Here is an 18,183-nt window from a genome sequence, read left to right on the forward strand (position 1 = left end):
GGCCCGCCATCTGCGCCGCCAATTAGCTCAGGAGTTAAGCAAAATGACCTACGCGTACAAGGTGATGGACTCTCCCGTCGGCAAGCTGAAGCTCGTTGCACACGGCGACCGGTTGACCGCGATTCTGTGGGAGAACGACAAACCGAACCGGGTGCGTCTGCATGCGATGGTCGAAGCGAATGATCGGCCGATCCTCGTCGAAACCGAGCGGCAGCTGAATGAATATTTCTCCGGCACGCGAAGCCGGTTCGACCTGGCACTCGATTTTGAAGGAACCGGCTTCCAGAAGAAGGTTTGGGAGGCGTTGTTGACGATTCCGTTCGGCGAAACGCGCAGCTATAAGGAGATCGCGGTACAGATCGGCGACGTCAAAGCCGTGCGGGCGGTAGGTGCGGCGAACGGCAAGAATCCACTCTCGATCGTCGCGCCCTGTCATCGCGTGATCGGCGCTTCCGGAGATCTGACGGGCTTCGCCGGTGGATTGGCGAACAAACAATTTCTCCTGTCGCTCGAATCCGGACAGACTTCGCTGGAAATGCATGCTGCCGTTGAAAACGAGGAGGCGCCGGCGCAACCTGCAAGGCAATCGCTACGCTCGGAGACGCAGCCTTCGCTGTTCGGCAGCGGCGGGTAGGCGACGCGTTTGTGGCTAAGGAACGCATGTGTAAGGCATAGTGGACAATGGGCGCATTCGCCGGCCTCGGCATGGGCCTGAACGGTGTGTTCACCGCGTTCGCCGCGCCGGTGCTGTCGCCGCTCGGCGCGCGGCGGCTTTTATACTGGAACTTTCCTTACCCATCGAGAGGAGCTTGCCGCAATGTCTGCTTATGAAGCCAAAGTGCCGCGGGTACTGTTGACGAACGACGACGGTATCGACGCGCCCGGCCTCGCCGTGCTCGAAGCCGTCGCCGCCGAGCTCGCACACGAAGTCTGGGTGGTCGCGCCCGAGCATGATCAGAGCGGCACGTCGCATTCGATCAGCCTGCATTCGCCGCTGCGGGTCAGCCGCCAGGGCGAGCGGCGATTCGGCGTCGTGGGCACGCCCGGCGATTGCGTCGTGATGGGCGTGCGTCATCTGATGCGCGACGCGCCACCGACGCTCGTTCTCTCCGGTGTCAATCGCGGTGGTAATCTCGGCGTGGAGACGATGTTCTCCGGCACGGTGGGTGCGGCAATGACGGGCCTGTTACTGGGCCTGCCGTCGTTCGCCTTGAGCCAGACTTTCAGCGATCGCGACAAAGTGCGCTGGGACACCGCACGTGCGCTCGCACCGGATGTGATCCGTCAGTTGCTCGCGATCGGACATGAAGTTCCGACCTGCCTGAACATCAATTTCCCCGATGTCGACGCGGCGGCTGCCGGCCCGCTCACGCCGACGAAGCAAGGCGTCGGACTCGTCGAAGATATCGAGGTGCTGCCGCAGGTCGATCCGCGTGGCATGGCCTACCATTGGTTGCGTTTCCAACGAGGCGCGCGCACGAACGACCCCGATAGCGAAACGGCTGTGGTGGCCTCGGGCCGCGTCTCGGTGACGCCGCTTTCCTTCGATCGCACGGATGAGCGCACTTTCGCGAAGCTCGCTGCGTCGCTGTTGTGATGGTCGGGTCGAATGCATTCGGCCGGGTTCGCGCCAAAAAATCACCTATGCTTGCTACGAAGCACGATTGCCTGTGATGCGTGATTGCATCGCGATCTGCTTTCACGGCTGGCGGCGAAAGTTGGCGATATGCCGTCCGCTTACGACAAACCGAATTGAACTCGATCCACGGTGGAGTGTGACATGGCGATACTGATTCTGGGATTGTTGATCTTTCTTGGCGTGCATTCGGTGCGCATCTTCGCCGAAGACTGGCGTAGCGCGCAGATCGCACGTATCGGCGAGAAACGCTGGAAGGCAATCTACTCAATCGTTTCTGGCATCGGGCTCGTGGTGATCATCTGGGGCTACGGATTGGCGCGCGCGCATCCCGTGTCAGTGTGGACGCCGCCGACCTGGGCGCGGCACGTTGCAATACCGTTGGTCGCCGTCGCCTTCATCCTGTTCCCTGCTGCGCATGTCCCGAACAACCACTTCAAGACGCTGCTCGGTCATCCGATGGTTCTGAGTGTGCTTCTGTGGGCCTTCGCACATTTGCTGGCAACCGGCACGCTGTCGGCAGTGGTGCTGTTCGGCGCGTTCCTGCTCTGGGCGATCGTCGATTTCCTCTCCGCGCGGCGACGCGACCTGCTAGCGGGGACGACGTATCCGCCGGCAAACGTGGCAGGCGATGGCATCGTTATCGTCTCCGGACTTGTTGTATGGGCGTTGTTTGCGTTCCTGCTTCACGGGTGGTTGTTCGGCGTGCGGCCGATGGGGTAGGCAACGCCACGCTCCCCATGCTCCTTCAGGGCGGATCCGGCAGGGTCATCGTCAGCGCAACGATCTCAGCCTATGTATGGGCGCCGCAGGCGCATGCCGGGGCATGATAGCGGCCGTTGTTTTCGACTACTCCGCCCTGGCCATACATGTTGTGCAGCCGGGCCCAATCGACCAGCGAGTGAAACGGGCCGTTCTCGTTGCGGCCCTTCGGCATGACGTCCAGCAGCCCGTAAATTCCAAGGAACTGCTCGCCGCCGCGGCCGAATGTCGAATAGGTCAGGAATATCTCGCCGGCCGCATTCCTGAAGAAGACGCTGTCGCCGGAGAGATCCTGCAGTCCCGCAGCCCAGTCCGGTGCCAGCTGAAAGTTATAGAGCGCTCTGCCTGAAGCGACCTGCTCGGCTGTGAAGGAAACATTGAAATCGTAGTTGAAGTCACTGCACGAGGAAGACACCCACCGGAAGCGCCATCCCATACGCTCGCGCACTGCCTCTATTTCAGCGATTGGCGCCCGCGCCACGGCGACATAGCTCACGTCATTGTTCTCGAGGTGCGGCAGCAGCGGATCGATGTGGTCCACCTCAAGCGAACACCCGACGCACTGGTGCTCGACGCCGGGGCCCATCATGAAGTGCTTGACGAAGAGCTGGCTGCGTCCGTCGAACAGGTCCGAAAGCGTAACCTGTCCATCGGGTCCATCGAATACGTACTCCTTTTCAATTTTCATCCAGGGCAGTTCGCGCCGCTCGGCGGCCAGCGCGTCCCTGCGATGCGTCAGTTCCTTTTCCTTGGCGAGGAATGCGACCCGCGCCTTCATCCATTCATCAGGCGACACAACACTGTGCGTTTCCATGTTCCAATCCTTTGCAAAGTAAGCGCGGGTTAGGACCAGCCGCGCAGAAACTCATGCGTTCGCGGCCTGTTTCGCCGGGAACGGATCCCGCCATGCGTCGATTTCGCTGAGTTGATCGTGCCAGCGCCGAACCTCCGGGAATTCTTCCACGGGCATCGCCGCCCGTTTCGCGTAGGGAAGGGTCACAGCGACGGAAAAGTCGGCGATCGTGAGGTCATCGCCGACCAGCCACTTGCGGCCCTGGAGGTGCTGATTGAGCACGCCGGCAAACTTTCGAAACATGCCCTGCGCCTCCGCTACCGCTGACGGGTCGGGGTCGCCGAGTCCGATCTGCGGTTTGATAAGGTATTCGAAGTAAAGCGACCCACCGTATCGATAAAAATGCTGGCTATTCCAGCTGAGCCAACGCACGACATCAGTCTGGCGCGCGTCCCCTGGCCAAAGACTGGAACCCGAGCGCTGCGCCAAATGGCAGATGATGGCGTCGGCCTCCCAGATGCTCTTGTCGCCATCCACCAGGCATGGCACCTTGCCGTTGGGGTTGATCGCCAGATAGGCGGGCGCGTTTTGTTCGCCCTTCTTCAGATCGACAAAGGCATACTCCACCGGCACGCCGAGATATTTGGCGACAGCGCATGCTTTCCGGGGAGCGAGGGTTTCAGCGTAATAAAGCTTCATCATCGACCTCGACATGAGTTGCATCTGACTTGAAGATCACGTCTTGCGGCGTGAAAGTTTGGACCGCGAGCGGTATTGCCGGGACGCGCTCTTATGCGGTTGCGTCACCGGTCCCGCTCACTTCGGCAAGGAACGCTTCGAGCCTGTCGAACGCGCCGTTCCAGCCGACGTAGTGGCTGTCGCGCGCGACCTCGTCGAAGAACCGGGCATGAGTGAAATTGAATTCGGTCCCTTCCACGACAGGACGCAGCCTGATCGTCACGAGGGATCTGCGCTCGGGCATGGTGACCCACTCCCAGGTGAAGACGAGCTTCCGGTCCACTTCCACTTCCTTGTACTCCCCGCGGCAATCGTGCGTTTCGCCGTCAAGCGTCTGAAACACGACGCGAAAGCGCCCGCCGACGCGCGGGTCGGCTTCGGCGCTGAGCACCGGCCCATCGTCAGGCCCCCACCACCGCGCCATCAGTTCGGGCTGGGTCCACGCTGCGTAGATCTTCGCCGGCGACGCCTTGATGCGCCGGATAATGGTCAAGCTCGGTTGCTCCTTGATCATTCCTTGTCCTCCTCCACAAAGTCGGTGAGCCGATCGAGGCTGGCGGACCAGAACCGCTCGTAGCGCTTCAGCCAGGCCATCGCTTCTTCCATTGGGCCTGCGATCAATTCCACTGAAACGGTTCGTCCACGCTTGGTGCGCGACACCAGACCCGCGTCGCTCAGCACGTCGAGGTGCTTCATGACCGCAGGGAGTTTGAGCGGCAGCGGACGAGCGATCTCCGTGATCGACAAGCCGGGCTCTTGCTCCAGACGCGCGAGAATCGCCCTACGTGTGGGGTCCACAAGGGCGGAAAAAGTACGATCGAGCTGATTGACAGGAGACTTCACCATATGGTGAACTATAGACGATGATCGCGCGCTGTCAAGGCGTTCGCGAATCAAGTGAAGCCACTGCTTCGCCAGCGTCCGGATGGACAGGTGAGCAGGTTGTCGCGGCCCTCCCCCCGTTCTGGCGGTGACGTGAGGTTCTGATGCCTCCGGAGCGGCGGTGCGTGAACGGAAACGTCTCGCACAACGCTGAGATCGATCTGCCGACAGTTTCTTGGTTTTGAAGTGACCGCATGATGCAAAAAACCGCCATGTCGGCGGTGAGTCGCCAAACTTACGTTTGCAAAAAGGATGAGTGGTGGCGATCGCTTGACCGACATGTTCAGTCAGTCCATGGATCTCGCCATCCGTGATGGCAAGCGGGATGACACGACAAGCGTCGGGTCAGTCGCAAAACGGGTAGCCAGGCGTTCAAGCTCTGTTTAATCAGAGTCGTTAGAATGCCGAAGCATTTGTCAGCGAATCAGGTAACGGGAACCGCGATCATTGGATCGCGGCTAACGCCCCTGACCAGGAACTAGCTGGATTTCCGGCCTCGAAACGTGAAACCCGGCAGCGTCCGTGCGTCAGGACTCCATGCGAGGTGGACGCCCTGTTCAACGGCGGCTTTGAACTGGAGTTCGTTCGTCCACATCGGAATACGCGTTCGATAGAATTCTGCCCACTGGAATTCGGCGAACGGTTCGGGCGTTTTCAGATAGCCGCCGGCATCCCGGACAAATGCCGCCAAGCTCCGGTAGGGGTCGTCCGTTAGCCCTGAGACCTCTTCCGGGATAGCAGATAGTGCCCGCAGGATGCCGCGCTCATCGTAAGGATGAACCCACTGCTTCGCGATGACCGTGTCCCAGAACTTGTTGCCTGGAAGGTCCGACAGGTCTTGCGCCACCGAGGCGAACGCCTTCGTGATCCCTCCATCCCACAGTGCACGAGCCAGATGGTGTTGATCGATGACGTAGTGGCGGTCATTTTTGCCAATCACCGTTGGAATAGGCGCGCCTTTCAGGAACGCTTTCAAAGCCTTTTCATTCATCGCCAGAAGGTGTTTTCTTTTCGCGTCGACCTCGATCATGCCGACCGTCGCTTGCAACGGCCGCAACTGTTCGATATTCACACTCATTGTCTTAGCCATCGCTCAGCCTCCCTGTGTTTCGGGGCATTCTACTGCCATGTTTCCCCCACCGCGACGAAAACAGGAGTCGGTACAGATCAGCACTCACGTCGCTAGCGCGATTTGCCCCGGGCACTCTTTCTGGCGCTCCCGGCGCGAGGCGCATCTTTACTGGCCAAGGCGCCGCCGCCGTTCATCTGCTCCATCCACGACAAGGCGTCGACGTACGACAGGAACTGCTGGAGATAACCTGGCGACAGCTCGCGCATCAGCGAGAGCGATCGGTGCACGAGGCTACTCGAGTTGAGCGGCCCCGCATTCCCAGGCACTTGCTCCAGCGACTGCCGCACCTGCCTCTCCGCCCTGACCTTGGACGAGAGTTCTCTGAAGTAATCGAGCATCTCCAGTTCCGGGTAGGAGGCGGACCGGGGCACGGCCAGGACAACGTTACCCGCTGCGGACCCGCCGCCATCCGCCGGCGCATGGCTGGCGATGTAATCGATCAGTCCGGCAAGCGCTCCGCGAGCGGGCACGCCTCGCGATGCCGCGCTACCGGCATCGCGAGTCTTGAATGCGGCGCGCTCGAGATCGTCGGCATAGGCCTCGATCAGTTTGGACAGCCTGGCATCCAGGATACGTCGCGCCTCGCCGCTGTGGCCGGCCGCCCGCCGGTCCAGCGCCTCGATGAAATGAAAGCGGATGGGATCCAGGCGATCGGCGCCCTGCTCGCGCCATGCGTCGAGCTTCGCTTGGGCGCCGCTTGTCACCGCCGTGCCGCCACTACTCACGGGGCTTCACCGTCGTGGTCGACGGCCTCGGGACAGGTGCTATTTCCACTCGCCGGTTCCTGGCCCGTCCCTCGTCGTTGGCATTCGAGCTGACGGGCTGCCCGGAGCCGAACGCGGCCGCAAACACCGAGGAGGCGGGGACGCCTGCATCGATCAACGCACGGGTCACGGTCAACGCGCGCTGGGCCGACAGCTCCCAGTTGTCGGCAAAGCGATGGTTGCCGTCCCGCACTTGCCGGTCGTCGGTAAAGCCGCTCACCATCAGGATTTCGTCGCGGGCCTTGAGATAGTTGGACAGAGGGCCGGCCAGGCTCTTCAGTAGTTCCCGGCCTTCGGGCTGCAATTGATCGGAGTTCAGCGCGAACAACACGCTGCCGTTGATGCCGATGCGCCCGTTGACCAGCGTCACCCGGCCCGCTGCCAGCGGCCCTGCCAGCGCCTGCTCCAAGGTCTTGCGGCGCTGCGTTTCCATCTGCCGCTGCTTGACCTCTTGCGCAAGCCTTGTCGAGAGTTCCAGCTGCACGCCGATGACGCCCACCAGGATCAGCATGAAGGCGCCCAGCAGCACCGACATCAGGTCGCCGAAGACGGGCCATATCGGCGCAGTCGTTTCCGCGCCACCGTCGATTTCCTCGCTCATGCCGCTTCGGCTCCGACGGACGCCCGCTGGCCGGCGAGCTGTTGCAGGTCTTCGACGATCTGCTTCTGCGACATCATGCTCAGGTCGATGACTTCCCTGGCCTGCGCCACATAATAGGCAAGTTGTTCGTCACTGCGCGCGAGGGACTTGTCCAGCGCGGCTTCGATACGCTGCAGGTGGGCCACCAGCTTGTCGTTCGACTCGCCGAACAACTGGACGGCCACGCCAAATGCTTCACCCAGGCTCGCCACCTCGACCGCGCTGCCGGTGACCTGGGCGGCAACGGCGCCCAGCTTCCCGGTCTCGAGCTCGACCTTGTCGGTGAACTGCGTGCCGACCCGATCCAGAAGATCCGCCGATGTCGCAACCAGCGCGTCAACGGCTGAGCGCTGCTCAGTGGAGGCATGGTTCACGGCATCGAGCAGGGTTTCCAGCGTTGCCAGCAGGCGGCTGCGCTCCTCCAGCATCGCGGTGTCGCGGACCATGCTGTCGGAGAGCTTCTGGCGCAGTTCGGCGACGACTTCGGCCGCGGCCCTGGGGGCCTCCGACGCGGCTTGCACGAGCCGGGAGATCTCGCCGATCGTGTTGCTGGCGTGCGCCTGCGTCTGGGCCGATATATCGCGTGCGGTTTGCGCCAGCGTGTCGCAGATTTCCTGCTGGCGGCTTGCGGTACGCGTGCCCGCCTGCTCCCACTCCTTACTCAACGTAGCGGCCATCGAACCGAGCGTCTCGGTCCAGGCCGCCAGCCGTTGCTGGTCGCGCGAAGCCAATTCCGCCTGCAAGGCCGTATGCGACTGGTCCACGGTGCGTAGCAGCGACGCCGAGTGCTGCTCGAAGGTCGCTGCAGCGGTCGCCAAGGCTTGCTGGTTGTGGCTTGCCAGCTTCTCGCCGAGGTGTTCTTGCCGCGTCAACGCCTGGTTCCACGCCTCCGACACACTGCCTGCCGTGGCTTCCAGGCGCACGGAGACGCCGTCCAGCAGGCCGGCCGAGCGTTGCTCGAAGGTTTCGGTGAATCGATCCAGCGAGGTGCGCAGGTCCTGGACAAGCGCCTCGCCCGATCGCTGGTGCCCCGCCAGTGCCTGGTTCCAGATATCCGCGACGGTCGTCGTCGTCGCCTCGAAACCATTCGACAGGCCGTCCAGGTGCCGCTGCACGGCGTGCGTGACGGTGTCGTACAACGAGGCCGTCTCGCGCGCGAGACCCGCCATCGTGGCCTCCACGACCGGCTGCAGCGCCGCGCCGGCGACGCGGGCACTTTCGGCGACGCTCTCCTTCAACGAATGCTCCACCGAGGAAGCGAGGCGGGTGTAAGCGGCCTCTGTCTTGCCGTGGAAGGCGTCCTGGCTGGCGATCTGCCGCTCGTTCAAGGCCAGGCTCTGTTGTTCGATAGCCGCCATCATCGTCTGCAGCCGGTCGACCAGCGTGGGCATCACGTCGGCCTGCCGCTGCAGAAGCTTGAAGCGTTCCTCGCGCTGATGGGTCTGCGAATAGATGCGCAATGTCGTCGCGATCTTCACATCGAGCATCTGCGCTGCCTGGATCCGCTCGCGCCGGCACAACGCGGAAAGCAGCCCGAGCATGGCGGAGGTGGCCACGCCCGCAATCGAGGTGCCGAACGCAAATCCCAGCCCCTTGATCGGTGCGGCCAGCGAATCCCGGATAGCCTGCAAGTCCGTCGCGCTTTCCAGCGCCATGCCGGTGCCCCGCAAGGTCGCCACCATGCCGAGCAGCGTGCCCAGCATGCCCAGCAACACCAGCAAGCCAACTAGATACGGCGTCAACGCCGGGCCGGCCAAGGCCACGCGCTCACCCTCGATGCGCAGGCGCACCGCATTGCGCAGGCTGGGATGCAATTGGTCGAGCCAGGTGCCCAGGCTGGACGGTGGTTCGGACAGGCCCGTGACGGCCCGCGCCAAGGCGGAAGTGGCCTGGCTGTAGCGTCGCAGCTCGAGCGCGCCCGCCAGGTAGCAGGCGCCAACCAACAGGGTGACGGCCAGCGCCAACGGGTTCGAACCGACGTAGCCGGCGCCGATCCAGCACACGGCGGCCAGACCAACAACAAAAACAACAAGATTCAAAAGATATCTGGACATAGTGTCCCAGTTAGCTGGTGCGAAGGGCCGCGAGCAACCCTTCGACCGGTTGAAAACGAACTTCCAATTCGGCGAGCAACACGCTCTGCATATCCTTGCGGAACACATCCAGCCATGCATTGGGCGTGACCGCGGCGGCGGCCCCTGAGGCTTGAGCGTCGGCCAGCGTCTCCTGCCCGGCCTGGCGCAAACGCTCGAAGTGCCCGCCGAGCAACCCGGGCACGGCGCCCAGCAGACTCTGCTCGCGCGCGCTCAGCGCGCGCTCCATGACGGCATCCACCGCCGCGAGCCGGGCCAGGCCGGGCGTCCTGGTCGCCAGCGTGCCCCGCAGGCGGCCGCGCAGGCTGCCGATGCCCGTCTCCATCGCCTGCTGCATGGATAGATAGCGCTGACGAAAAACCGCGTAATCGACGGCTGCATCCACAGGGGCTTCCTGCAGGGGCGCTTGCGCGGACCCGCGCCGCCTCGCGTTGGCGAACGCGCTATCGCCGACGATGGCATTCGCCAACGAGGTGCGCACACGGGCGCACTCGTTCTCTTCAGCGTGGCCGTTGGCTCGCGCGCCGGAGGCTGCGGCAGGCGGATTGCCGTTCAGCGCCGCGGACAGCGCGATCGCGTCGGTCCAGCCAAGCCATTGGCTCAGCCGGTCCGAGAGCGATTGTCTGGATTCGGGAACATCGATGTCCGTCAGGCGCGCAAGTAAGCGTATGAGCGTCGGGCCGCTGAAAGCTGTGCGCTGTGGGGCTTGCACCATACCACCAGAATCAAAAAAGTCAGCAGTTTACACGCCGGCGGGCCGCGACTGCCGACTCTTGGTGAGTGGGACGGGTGAGCGCGGAATTTCAGCGTGGCCGATAAGACCGGTTGTGTCACCCTGTCCGGTCTTTCCAATGCCGCTGCCGGGCTGAGGAAATACGCATTCACACCGTACATCTTCGGCAACCATTCGTCGCCCGCGGGGCGGGCGGCAACGCACCCGTGACACCTCGACACTAAAAATCCTTGAATATATCTGCATTATCAGATAATGTTGTATCAGAAATATGGCCGGCAATGAACCACGCCGTCCACCCAGCCTAGGTCAGAGGTTCTGCGCGTGCTGCCGTGCAGATTCCCTGCGGGATGGGCTTATTTTTTTGCTTGATTATCTGACTTATCAGATAAATTCGGCTGCCGGCGAGTGGGCAGCCGACCTCTGGATCAACTTACAGGACGCAAGATGAACCCGTCGACACAACCCGGCGCCCCAGCGCCTCTGACCGGTGCCAGGTTCGCACTTGGCACGCTCGCCGTGGCGCTCGCCACTTTCATGAACGTGCTGGATTCGTCCATCGCCAACGTGGCGATTCCGACGATATCGGGCAATCTCGGCGTATCGGTCGACGAAGGCACGTGGGTAATCACGCTGTTCGCCGCGGCCAACGCCGTGTCGATCCCGCTGACCGGCTGGCTCACGCAGCGTGTTGGGCAAGTGAAGCTTTTCGTCTGGGCGATCCTGCTGTTCGTCTTTTCGTCCTGGCTGTGCGGCATGGCCCCCACCCTGCCGGTGATGCTTGCCGCCCGCATCTTGCAGGGCGCGGTGGCCGGCCCGCTCGTGCCACTGTCGCAAGCGCTGCTGCTCGGCTCGTTCCCGAAGGAGAAGAGTTCGAGCGCGCTGTCGCTGTGGGCGATGACGGCAACAGTCGGGCCGATCGCGGGGCCGGCGTTAGGCGGTTGGATTACCGACAGCTACAGCTGGTCGTGGATCTTCTACATCAACATTCCGGTGGGGCTGTTCGCCGCCGGGACGATCTGGGCGATCTACCGCGAGCGCGAAACGCCCGCCCGCAAATTGCCGATCGACAAGGTCGGCCTGATCTCGCTGATCGCGTGGGTCGCGTCGCTGCAGATCATGCTCGACAAGGGCAAGGACCTCGACTGGTTCAATTCCCCGGTGATCTGGGCGTTGAGCGTGTTCGCGCTGATCAGCTTCGTGTTCTTCCTGATCTGGGAGCTGACCGAGGAAAAGCCGATCATCGACCTGCGGCTCTTTGCCGGACGCAATTTCCTGGGCGGCACAGTGGCGATTTCGGTGGCGTATGCGGTGTTCTTTGCGAATCTGGTGATCCTGCCGCAGTGGATTCAGGGATTTCTCGGTTACCGCTCGGTCGACGCGGGGCTCGTGACGGCGCCGCTCGGTATCTTCGCGGTGATCCTCGCGCCGGTGATGGGGAAGATCATGCCGAAGTCGGATATGCGGGTGCTCGCGACGCTGGCCTTCCTCGGCTTTGCCGGCGTGTTCTTCATGCGCTCTCACTACAACACGGGCGTTGATCCGTTCACGCTAGTGCTGCCTACGCTGCTGCAAGGTATTCCCACCGCCCTCTTCTTCACACCGCTCACTGCGATCATCCTGTCGGGGCTGTCACCCGACAAGATTCCCGCAGCCGCCGGCCTGTCCAACTTCGTGCGGGTGTTCGCCGGCGCGGTCGGGACATCGCTGATGAGCACGGGCTGGGACAACCGGACGATCCTGCATCACGCCCAACTGGTCGAACAGACGAGCGTGAACAACCCGAATTTCGTCGACGCCATCGCCTCACTGCAGACGACGCTCAACGCCGCCACGCCAAAAGCGCTGGCGTTTTTCGAAGCGTCGCTGAACCAGCAGGCCACGATGCTCGGCCTGAACGACATCTTCTGGCTGTCGGCGGTGATCTTCATCGTGATCATTCCGCTGATCTGGGTGACGAAGCCCGGCAAGGGCGCGAGCGCGGGCGCAGCAGGCGCCGGCGGCCACTGATTGGTGGACGGGAAAGCAACCCGCCGCGAAGAGCGGGATCCAAAAATCCTCTTGACACTATCTGACTATGCAGCTATTGTCATTATCAACAAACAGGGGAGCGCCATGGACCACTACACGAACGAAAGTTTCATGCTTACGGACAGCGTCGGCCTCACGCTGACCCTGGCGCGCAACATGATTACGGCGGAGATGGACGCGGCCCTCAAGGACCTCGACATCAGCAGCCAGCAGATGGGCATTGTGCTGTCACTCAGTCGCGGCGTCGCGGCAACACCGTTCGAACTGTCGAAGTTGCTCGGCGTCGATTCGGGACTCATGACGCGCATGCTGGACAAGCTGGAAACGAAGGGTTTGCTGGAGCGTTCGCGTAGCGTCGACGATCGCCGCGTGGTCAATCTGACGCTGACGGAAAAGGGTGAAGCACTTGCAACCCGGATTCCGGAAATCGCACCGCAAGTGCTGAACGCGCGCCTGAAGAAGTTCACCAGTGCCGAGTTCGAAGAGCTGCGTCGCCTGCTTCACAAGTTCATCGGCGAATGAGCCGGGTTAAGCAGGTCCGCTTTTTTTGCCCAATTAACTGATAGGTCAGAAAATGAATAAACAGTCTTCTCAAACCGGTGGCGCCTCCCGTGTGACGAAACTGGGCGTATCCGTGATCTTCGCTGCCGTGCTCTCCGCTTGTGCCAACTACGCCGGCATCCACAGCGACAAGCAGATGGCCGAGCCGAAGCAGTTCGAAACCACACAAAGCCTGCCGGCCGAAAGCGGTCACTGGCCGGCTGCGGACTGGGCCGACCAGTTCGGCGACGCGCAGCTGAAGGCACTGCTCGCCGAAGCCCTCAAGGGTAGCCCGACGCTCGCGCAGGCCCGCGCCCGGGTCGCCCAGGCGCAGGCGTTCAGCGAAACCGCGAAGGCCAGCACGCTGCCGCGCGTCGACGCGAACTACTCGCTCACGCGCCAGCAGTACAGCGGCAACGCGCTCGTGCCGCCGCCCTACGCCGGCTCCTGGCAGACCGAGAACAAGGGGCTGTTGAGCGCTTCCTACGACCTCGACCTGTGGGGCAAGAACCGGGAAGCGCTGAAGGCGGCCCTGTCGCAGGTGCAGGCAAGCCAGGCTGACGCCGAAGTCGTCAAGCTCACGCTGAATACGTCGATTGCACGCACCTACAACCAGTTCGCCCGTCTGTATGCCCTGCGCGACATCGCGCAGCAGGAGGTTACGCGCCGCGAACAGATCGACCGCATCACGGCGGGTCGCATCGCGACCGGACTCGATACCGAAGTGGAGCGTAAAACCGCGCAGGCCAATCTCGCCACGAGCCATGCCAATCTCGCGGCGCTCGACGGCAGCATTCTGACCACGCGTTATCAGCTGGCCGCGTTGCTCGGGGCAGGTCCGGATCGCGGTCTGACGATCGCGCGCCCGGCGCTCGGTATCGGCGACGAAGTACGTCTGCCGGACAACCTGCCGGCGGATCTGGTGAGCCGCCGCCCGGATATCGTCGCGGCCCGCTGGCGCGTCGACGCGCTCACGCACGAGGTAAAGGAAGCCAAGGCCGAGTTCTACCCGGACATCAACCTGAGCGTGGCCATGGGTCTCGACGCGTTCGGCTTCGGCCGGTTCCTCACCGCCGCGAGCCGCACGGGTTCGGCAGGCGCCGCGATCCATCTGCCGATCTTCGATGGCGGTGAATTGCGCGCGCAACTGAAAGGCCGTTACGCCGAATTCGACTATGCGGTGGCCGGTTACAACCAGACGCTGATTACCGCGCTGACCGACGTTGCTACGCAGCTTGCGCAGATCCGTTCGAGCGATGCACAACTCGCCGATGCACAGGCCGCGCAAGACGCCGCTCGCAGCGCCGACCAACTGGCGATCACGCAATACAAGGCCGGCCTGACCAACCAGCTGACCGTGCTCAATGCCGACATGAATGCGTTGAACGCCGATCAGGCCGTTGCCGATCTGAAGATGAACCGCCGCGACCAGCAGATCGCACTCGCTTCCGCACTCGGCGGCGGTTATGTCGATACATCGAAAGATGAAACCCGTCGCGCGGACGCTGCCGCGCAATCCAGCCCCGTGGTCGCCGCGCGTTGATACGGCACACGTTCGCACACCCGTCAGGAGAACTGAAATGAGCGATACCGACACGTCCGACCGCAAGACGGCGGACACCGATGCAGTCATCGAGAACACCAGCAGCGCACCGGCCGCACCCGCGGACAACGCGCCAAAAGCGACCCCGCCACGCAAGCGCAAGCTGCTGCTCTCGCTCCTCGGCATAGCCGTAGCGGCAGCGGGCGCGGCGTACAGCGCGTACTACATCACATACGGCCGTTATTACCAGTCGACTGACGACGCCTACGTCAGCGGCAATCTCGTCCAATTGACACCGCAGGTCACCGGCACCGTGGTGGCGGTCAACGCGGACGACACGCAGATCGTCAAGCAAGGCGACCCGGTCGTCACGCTCGACGGCGCCGATGCGAAAGTCGCGTTGATGAACGCCGAGGCGACGCTTGGCCAGACCGTGCGACAAGTCAGCGGCCTTTACGTGAACAACAATTTCTATGCGGCAACGGTGGCCCAACGCGCGGCGGACCTCGCTCGCGCCAACGACGATCTGCACCGGCGTGAGGCCGTCGCCGGCACGGGTGCGGTGTCTGCCGAAGACATTGCTCACGCCCGCGATGCGGTGAACGTCGCCCAGGCCGCGCTCGACGCTGCCCGCCAGCAGGCTGAAGCCAATCACGCACTGACCGACCGCACGACGATCGAACAGCATCCGAATGTGCAGGCCGCTGCGTCGAAGGTCCGCGATGCCTACCTGAACTACGCACGCAACACGTTGCCGGCACCCGTCACCGGTTATGTCGCTCGCCGCTCGGTGCAGGTCGGGCAGCGCGTCGCGCCGGGTACGCCGCTGATGGCGATCGTGCCGCTCGACGGTGTGTGGGTCGATGCGAACTTCAAGGAAGGGCAACTCAGGCATATGCGCATCGGTCAGCCTGTCGTACTGACGGCCGATGTGTACGGCTCCGGCGTCAAATACCACGGCCGGGTAGTGGGTTTCTCAGCGGGCACGGGCAGCGCCTTTGCCGTGTTGCCGGCGCAGAACGCCACGGGCAACTGGATCAAGATCGTCCAGCGTCTGCCGGTACGTATCCAACTCGATCAGCATGAACTCGAAGCGCATCCGTTGCGTATCGGCCTGTCCATGCAAGTCGACACCGATACCCGCGACGATTCCGGCACGCAACTCGGCGCCGCGGTCACGACGGCCTATCACACCGATGTATTTGCGCAGTACGGTGCGCAGGCCGACGCAGAGATCGCGAAGATCATTACCCAGAACGAGGTGGCGTCGCACACGGTTGCCGCAGCGCCGTCAGCGAAGAACGTTGCGACGCGCGCTCAGGCGCGCAACGCGGGTTGACCGCCGGCCAATCAAGCCTCCCGCTACCCGCCACGCCTCGCAAGACGGACGGGTAGCAGGAGCGCAAGTCGGCTCGGCTGAGCGTCTTTTTACTGATCAGGGTTATCGTCCCAGCGTCTCTGACTCTTGTGGTAACTGCTCCAGTTGTTGCCACCTTTGCAGACCAGCTGCGAGCCCTGAGCCTGGCACGAGGCCTCGTAGCCCGGCGAATAGAGCCACTCACCGACCCAGTGCCAATTGACGTGCGAGTCACCTTGCGGTGTATACGGCACAAAGTTGGCAGCGTCGTCCGTGCTGCCGGAGCCGGTGTAGCGGGCCACGGTCGGATACGGAAACACCGGGCGAGTACGTGTGGTCTGACCGCTCGTGTCCACGATCGACGCCACCACCTTGCCGGGCTTCGTGCCGCTCTCGGTCCACGCCATCACCGGCGTCAGGATGTCGAAAACGTTCGGCCCGTTTCCGCCACCGCAGTGCGCGACTCCGGGGAACAGGTAAAGCCTGGCAAACTGTTCGAACCGCTCGTGACCCATGAGCTTTCTCATCTCGTGGTAATACTCAAGCGTCGACTGTGGCGAGATGTGTTGATCCTCCAGGCCGTGCCACAAGATCAGCTTGCCGCCGTGACTGGCGAATTGACGCAGGTCGGGATCGGTTGCCGCGAGATAGTTTGAAGTCTGCACCGTCTTCACGAAGGAATCGATCGTGAACTTCAGGTCGGTAATCGTGGCGGCAGGGTTGGAGCCGTTGAAGTAGTCGAGGTAGCGCAGGAATGGCAAAACGAAGCCGATAGTTCCGCTCGGCCCGGCGTCCGTATCCGGCACGAACAAATTCCAATTCAGCTCTGAACCCCATTCACGCGAGATGGGCTGCTCGAGGTGAGCCCCGTTCGCATCGGTCGCCCCATCGTGTATCTGGCGCACGACAGTTGCCTCCGCCTGCGAGAGACAGGTCGACGCGGCTTGTCCTTTCGCACAAAGCATCGTCATTGGATCGAAGTGGCAGGATTGCGGATCGTCGATCACCCCGTCGGCGACGCCATCGATGTTGTCGCACGCCTTCAATACAGCCGCGTGGATCAGCGGCAGCTTGCTCGCCAGCAGGATGTACTTGCCGGTCGTCGGATCGACGTTCACCGCCGCGGGCCAGGCGTGATGAAACGTATTCTGCACAAGGAGGTCGTTGGCAGGGGCACCCGCAACGATGCCGTCAAAGTCCTCCGGGTAGCGCTGGGCCTCCATCAACGCCTCACGGCCGCCATCGGAACAACCGTCGAAATACGAATACTTCGCCGGCCGGGCGTAAAACTTGTTGATGATCGCCTTGGCCACCTGCGAAGTTGCGTGCTCAGCACGATAGGCGAAATCGATCTTTGCGTTGGGGTCGAGCGCCCATGATCCGTCGTAACCTCCTTCGTGACCCATGTCGGTCGCGGCCACGGCGATCTGTCCGTTGGTGACGGGCACACACGTTGTCGCCATCGGCGCACTGATGGAGAGGTTGCCGCAGAGGCCGCCACAACCGGTCTGCAGATAGCGTTGCGTCCAGCCCTGAGTCGGCAGGCGCAACTCGAACAGCGAGGCGCCGGGACCGATACTGCCCTTCACGTCGCAAACGGGCGTGGGCAGTGTGGTATTCCCCACGCTCGTCCCCGCAGGGAGCAGCGTCGCGGATGTAATGGTGACTGTGCCGTCGGTCACCCCGCTCAAGTCCAGGCTCGCTACGGCCGAGCAGTCCATGGCGGGCATGACCGCCGGGAGGTTTGCCATCCCTGTGGCAGCGCTTGCGCCCAACGGCCAGGCAATCATCACAAGCAGAGCGGCAGCTCCGGCGAGCGCGGTCAACAATCGGCCGGCGGCGCCCCGCTGAAGGAACCTCATATTTCCCAAGACTCGAGTCGCTATCAGCAAACCTCGTGTCACCCATCCTGCGTTCCAGAGTACAGGCATCTTTGTCTCCTGTCGTTATCGTCGATTTGCCGCGGGGCTGGCGCTATCAGTGGCCATTGGCAGCGGCGATTGCATGAAGCACACCGGAAGAAGCGGCCTCGATGTGCGCGTACCAATATATGCGGCGAGCGGACGCGGAAGAAGGAGCGAAAGTGTCGACTGGAGGAAGATGAGAACGGGCAATCCAGATCTCTCAAGATGCCCAAACCGAAAACGAACGAAAATCCGAATTCTTCTGCAATCCGAAATCTCTGGAAAATCAACGAGGTAGACATGCCAGCGGGACGGCGGTCATCGTCCCAACGACGCAAGCTCGGCTGAGCTATCTCAGTCGCCGCTTGTCCGGGCGATAAGAAAAACAGATTGGATTAGTCATCTTTCGCAATAGATGACCGTCCGAGACATTAGCTATTCTAAGCGTGCAATCACTGACGACCGCGACGTGCTGCGTCTTGAGGGGCCGTTGCGGCCCGGTGGCGCAGCTCGCCGGCGCCGTCAACGCAGTGCGCCGCGGCGACTCTCGTGTCACGATCCGGCAATCGCACAGGACGCCGCAGCCTACATCGTCTCGACCGTCACAATATCTATGTCCAGCAACGGGCCGCTTC

General features: G+C 62.6%; 17 protein-coding genes. 7 read left to right on the forward strand and 10 right to left on the reverse strand.

Annotated elements, in window-relative coordinates; genetic code table 11:
• The first annotated feature begins 43 nt into the window (after window positions 1–43).
• From WN982_RS36005 to WN982_RS36015, 3 genes are all read left to right on the forward strand, one after another.
• Window positions 44–634: a methylated-DNA--[protein]-cysteine S-methyltransferase gene (locus tag WN982_RS36005; protein ID WP_341316752.1), complete on the forward strand. Its 591-nt coding sequence runs from the start codon at window positions 44–46 to the stop codon at window positions 632–634.
• A 183-nt stretch (window positions 635–817) separates the two neighbouring features.
• Window positions 818–1,597 carry a 5'/3'-nucleotidase SurE gene (gene surE, locus WN982_RS36010; protein WP_341316753.1) on the forward strand — a complete coding sequence of 260 codons (780 nt, stop codon included), beginning with the start codon at window positions 818–820 and terminating at the stop codon, window positions 1,595–1,597.
• A 183-nt stretch (window positions 1,598–1,780) separates the two neighbouring features.
• Window positions 1,781–2,359, forward strand: a complete 579-nt coding sequence (locus WN982_RS36015) for an NnrU family protein (protein WP_341316754.1) — start codon at window positions 1,781–1,783, stop codon at window positions 2,357–2,359.
• Between the two features lie 70 nt (window positions 2,360–2,429).
• Here WN982_RS36015 and WN982_RS36020 read toward each other — a convergent pair whose 3' ends face one another.
• From WN982_RS36020 to WN982_RS36060, 9 genes are all read right to left on the reverse strand, one after another.
• Window positions 2,430–3,212, reverse strand: a complete 783-nt coding sequence (locus WN982_RS36020) for a thioredoxin family protein (protein ID WP_341316755.1) — start codon at window positions 3,210–3,212, stop codon at window positions 2,430–2,432.
• Window positions 3,213–3,263: 51 nt separating this feature from the next.
• On the reverse strand, window positions 3,264–3,893 hold the full coding sequence (locus WN982_RS36025) for a glutathione S-transferase family protein (RefSeq protein WP_341316756.1): 630 nt from the start codon (window positions 3,891–3,893) through the stop codon (window positions 3,264–3,266).
• Window positions 3,894–3,981: 88 nt separating this feature from the next.
• Entirely contained in the window at window positions 3,982–4,443 is a 462-nt protein-coding gene (locus WN982_RS36030; protein ID WP_341316757.1) for an SRPBCC domain-containing protein, read from the reverse strand.
• A complete protein-coding gene (locus WN982_RS36035; protein ID WP_341316758.1) occupies window positions 4,440–4,775 on the reverse strand; it encodes a metalloregulator ArsR/SmtB family transcription factor in 336 nt (111 codons plus the stop codon). Before WN982_RS36035 ends, WN982_RS36030 begins: the two co-directional genes overlap by 4 nt.
• Window positions 4,776–5,289: 514 nt before the next feature.
• Window positions 5,290–5,883, reverse strand: coding sequence for a ParB/Srx family N-terminal domain-containing protein (locus WN982_RS36040; protein ID WP_341316759.1), 594 nt, complete (start codon window positions 5,881–5,883; stop codon window positions 5,290–5,292).
• A gap of 110 nt (window positions 5,884–5,993) precedes the next feature.
• Window positions 5,994–6,668: a DUF2894 domain-containing protein gene (locus WN982_RS36045; RefSeq protein WP_341316760.1), complete on the reverse strand. Its 675-nt coding sequence runs from the start codon at window positions 6,666–6,668 to the stop codon at window positions 5,994–5,996.
• Window positions 6,661–7,308 carry an OmpA family protein gene (locus WN982_RS36050; RefSeq protein WP_341316761.1) on the reverse strand — a complete coding sequence of 216 codons (648 nt, stop codon included), beginning with the start codon at window positions 7,306–7,308 and terminating at the stop codon, window positions 6,661–6,663. The genes WN982_RS36045 and WN982_RS36050 overlap by 8 nt, the downstream gene beginning before the upstream one ends.
• A complete protein-coding gene (locus WN982_RS36055) occupies window positions 7,305–9,401 on the reverse strand; it encodes a DUF802 domain-containing protein (RefSeq protein ID WP_341316762.1) in 2,097 nt (698 codons plus the stop codon). Before WN982_RS36055 ends, WN982_RS36050 begins: the two co-directional genes overlap by 4 nt.
• A gap of 10 nt (window positions 9,402–9,411) precedes the next feature.
• Window positions 9,412–10,155 (reverse strand): DUF3348 domain-containing protein, encoded by a 744-nt coding sequence (locus WN982_RS36060; protein WP_341316763.1) that lies wholly within the window; start codon window positions 10,153–10,155, stop codon window positions 9,412–9,414.
• A 465-nt stretch (window positions 10,156–10,620) separates the two neighbouring features.
• Between WN982_RS36060 and WN982_RS36065 the strand changes: the two genes are divergently transcribed.
• From WN982_RS36065 to WN982_RS36080, 4 genes are all read left to right on the forward strand, one after another.
• On the forward strand, window positions 10,621–12,183 hold the full coding sequence (locus WN982_RS36065) for a DHA2 family efflux MFS transporter permease subunit (RefSeq protein WP_341316764.1): 1,563 nt from the start codon (window positions 10,621–10,623) through the stop codon (window positions 12,181–12,183).
• A gap of 105 nt (window positions 12,184–12,288) precedes the next feature.
• Complete coding sequence (locus WN982_RS36070) at window positions 12,289–12,726, forward strand: MarR family transcriptional regulator (protein ID WP_341316765.1); 438 nt, start codon at window positions 12,289–12,291, stop codon at window positions 12,724–12,726.
• Window positions 12,727–12,778: 52 nt separating this feature from the next.
• Window positions 12,779–14,287 carry an efflux transporter outer membrane subunit gene (locus WN982_RS36075; protein ID WP_341316766.1) on the forward strand — a complete coding sequence of 503 codons (1,509 nt, stop codon included), beginning with the start codon at window positions 12,779–12,781 and terminating at the stop codon, window positions 14,285–14,287.
• Between the two features lie 37 nt (window positions 14,288–14,324).
• Window positions 14,325–15,626, forward strand: a complete 1,302-nt coding sequence (locus WN982_RS36080) for an HlyD family efflux transporter periplasmic adaptor subunit (protein WP_341316767.1) — start codon at window positions 14,325–14,327, stop codon at window positions 15,624–15,626.
• Window positions 15,627–15,715: 89 nt separating this feature from the next.
• Here the strand turns inward: WN982_RS36080 and WN982_RS36085 are convergent, their stop codons facing one another.
• Entirely contained in the window at window positions 15,716–17,506 is a 1,791-nt protein-coding gene (locus tag WN982_RS36085; protein WP_341319537.1) for a tannase/feruloyl esterase family alpha/beta hydrolase, read from the reverse strand.
• Window positions 17,507–18,183 lie beyond the last annotated feature (677 nt).

Source organism: Paraburkholderia sp. IMGN_8, from assembly GCF_038050405.1.
Classification (GTDB): domain Bacteria; phylum Pseudomonadota; class Gammaproteobacteria; order Burkholderiales; family Burkholderiaceae; genus Paraburkholderia.

Excerpts from the sequence above, each read along its gene's own strand:
- WN982_RS36050 (WP_341316761.1), bottom strand. The coding sequence starts at position 7,308 with ATGAGCGAGGAAATCGACGGTGGCGCGGAAACGACTGCGCCGATATGG.
- WN982_RS36015 (WP_341316754.1), top strand. The coding sequence starts at position 1,781 with ATGGCGATACTGATTCTGGGATTGTTGATCTTTCTTGGCGTGCATTCG.
- WN982_RS36025 (WP_341316756.1), bottom strand. The coding sequence starts at position 3,893 with ATGATGAAGCTTTATTACGCTGAAACCCTCGCTCCCCGGAAAGCATGC.
- WN982_RS36080 (WP_341316767.1), top strand. The coding sequence starts at position 14,325 with ATGAGCGATACCGACACGTCCGACCGCAAGACGGCGGACACCGATGCA.
- WN982_RS36055 (WP_341316762.1), bottom strand. The coding sequence starts at position 9,401 with ATGTCCAGATATCTTTTGAATCTTGTTGTTTTTGTTGTTGGTCTGGCC.
- WN982_RS36075 (WP_341316766.1), top strand. The coding sequence starts at position 12,779 with ATGAATAAACAGTCTTCTCAAACCGGTGGCGCCTCCCGTGTGACGAAA.
- WN982_RS36085 (WP_341319537.1), bottom strand. The coding sequence starts at position 17,506 with ATGAGGTTCCTTCAGCGGGGCGCCGCCGGCCGATTGTTGACCGCGCTC.
- WN982_RS36070 (WP_341316765.1), top strand. The coding sequence starts at position 12,289 with ATGGACCACTACACGAACGAAAGTTTCATGCTTACGGACAGCGTCGGC.
- WN982_RS36030 (WP_341316757.1), bottom strand. The coding sequence starts at position 4,443 with ATGATCAAGGAGCAACCGAGCTTGACCATTATCCGGCGCATCAAGGCG.
- WN982_RS36060 (WP_341316763.1), bottom strand. The coding sequence starts at position 10,155 with ATGGTGCAAGCCCCACAGCGCACAGCTTTCAGCGGCCCGACGCTCATA.
- surE (WP_341316753.1), top strand. The coding sequence starts at position 818 with ATGTCTGCTTATGAAGCCAAAGTGCCGCGGGTACTGTTGACGAACGAC.
- WN982_RS36065 (WP_341316764.1), top strand. The coding sequence starts at position 10,621 with ATGAACCCGTCGACACAACCCGGCGCCCCAGCGCCTCTGACCGGTGCC.
- WN982_RS36005 (WP_341316752.1), top strand. The coding sequence starts at position 44 with ATGACCTACGCGTACAAGGTGATGGACTCTCCCGTCGGCAAGCTGAAG.
- WN982_RS36035 (WP_341316758.1), bottom strand. The coding sequence starts at position 4,775 with ATGGTGAAGTCTCCTGTCAATCAGCTCGATCGTACTTTTTCCGCCCTT.
- WN982_RS36020 (WP_341316755.1), bottom strand. The coding sequence starts at position 3,212 with ATGGAAACGCACAGTGTTGTGTCGCCTGATGAATGGATGAAGGCGCGG.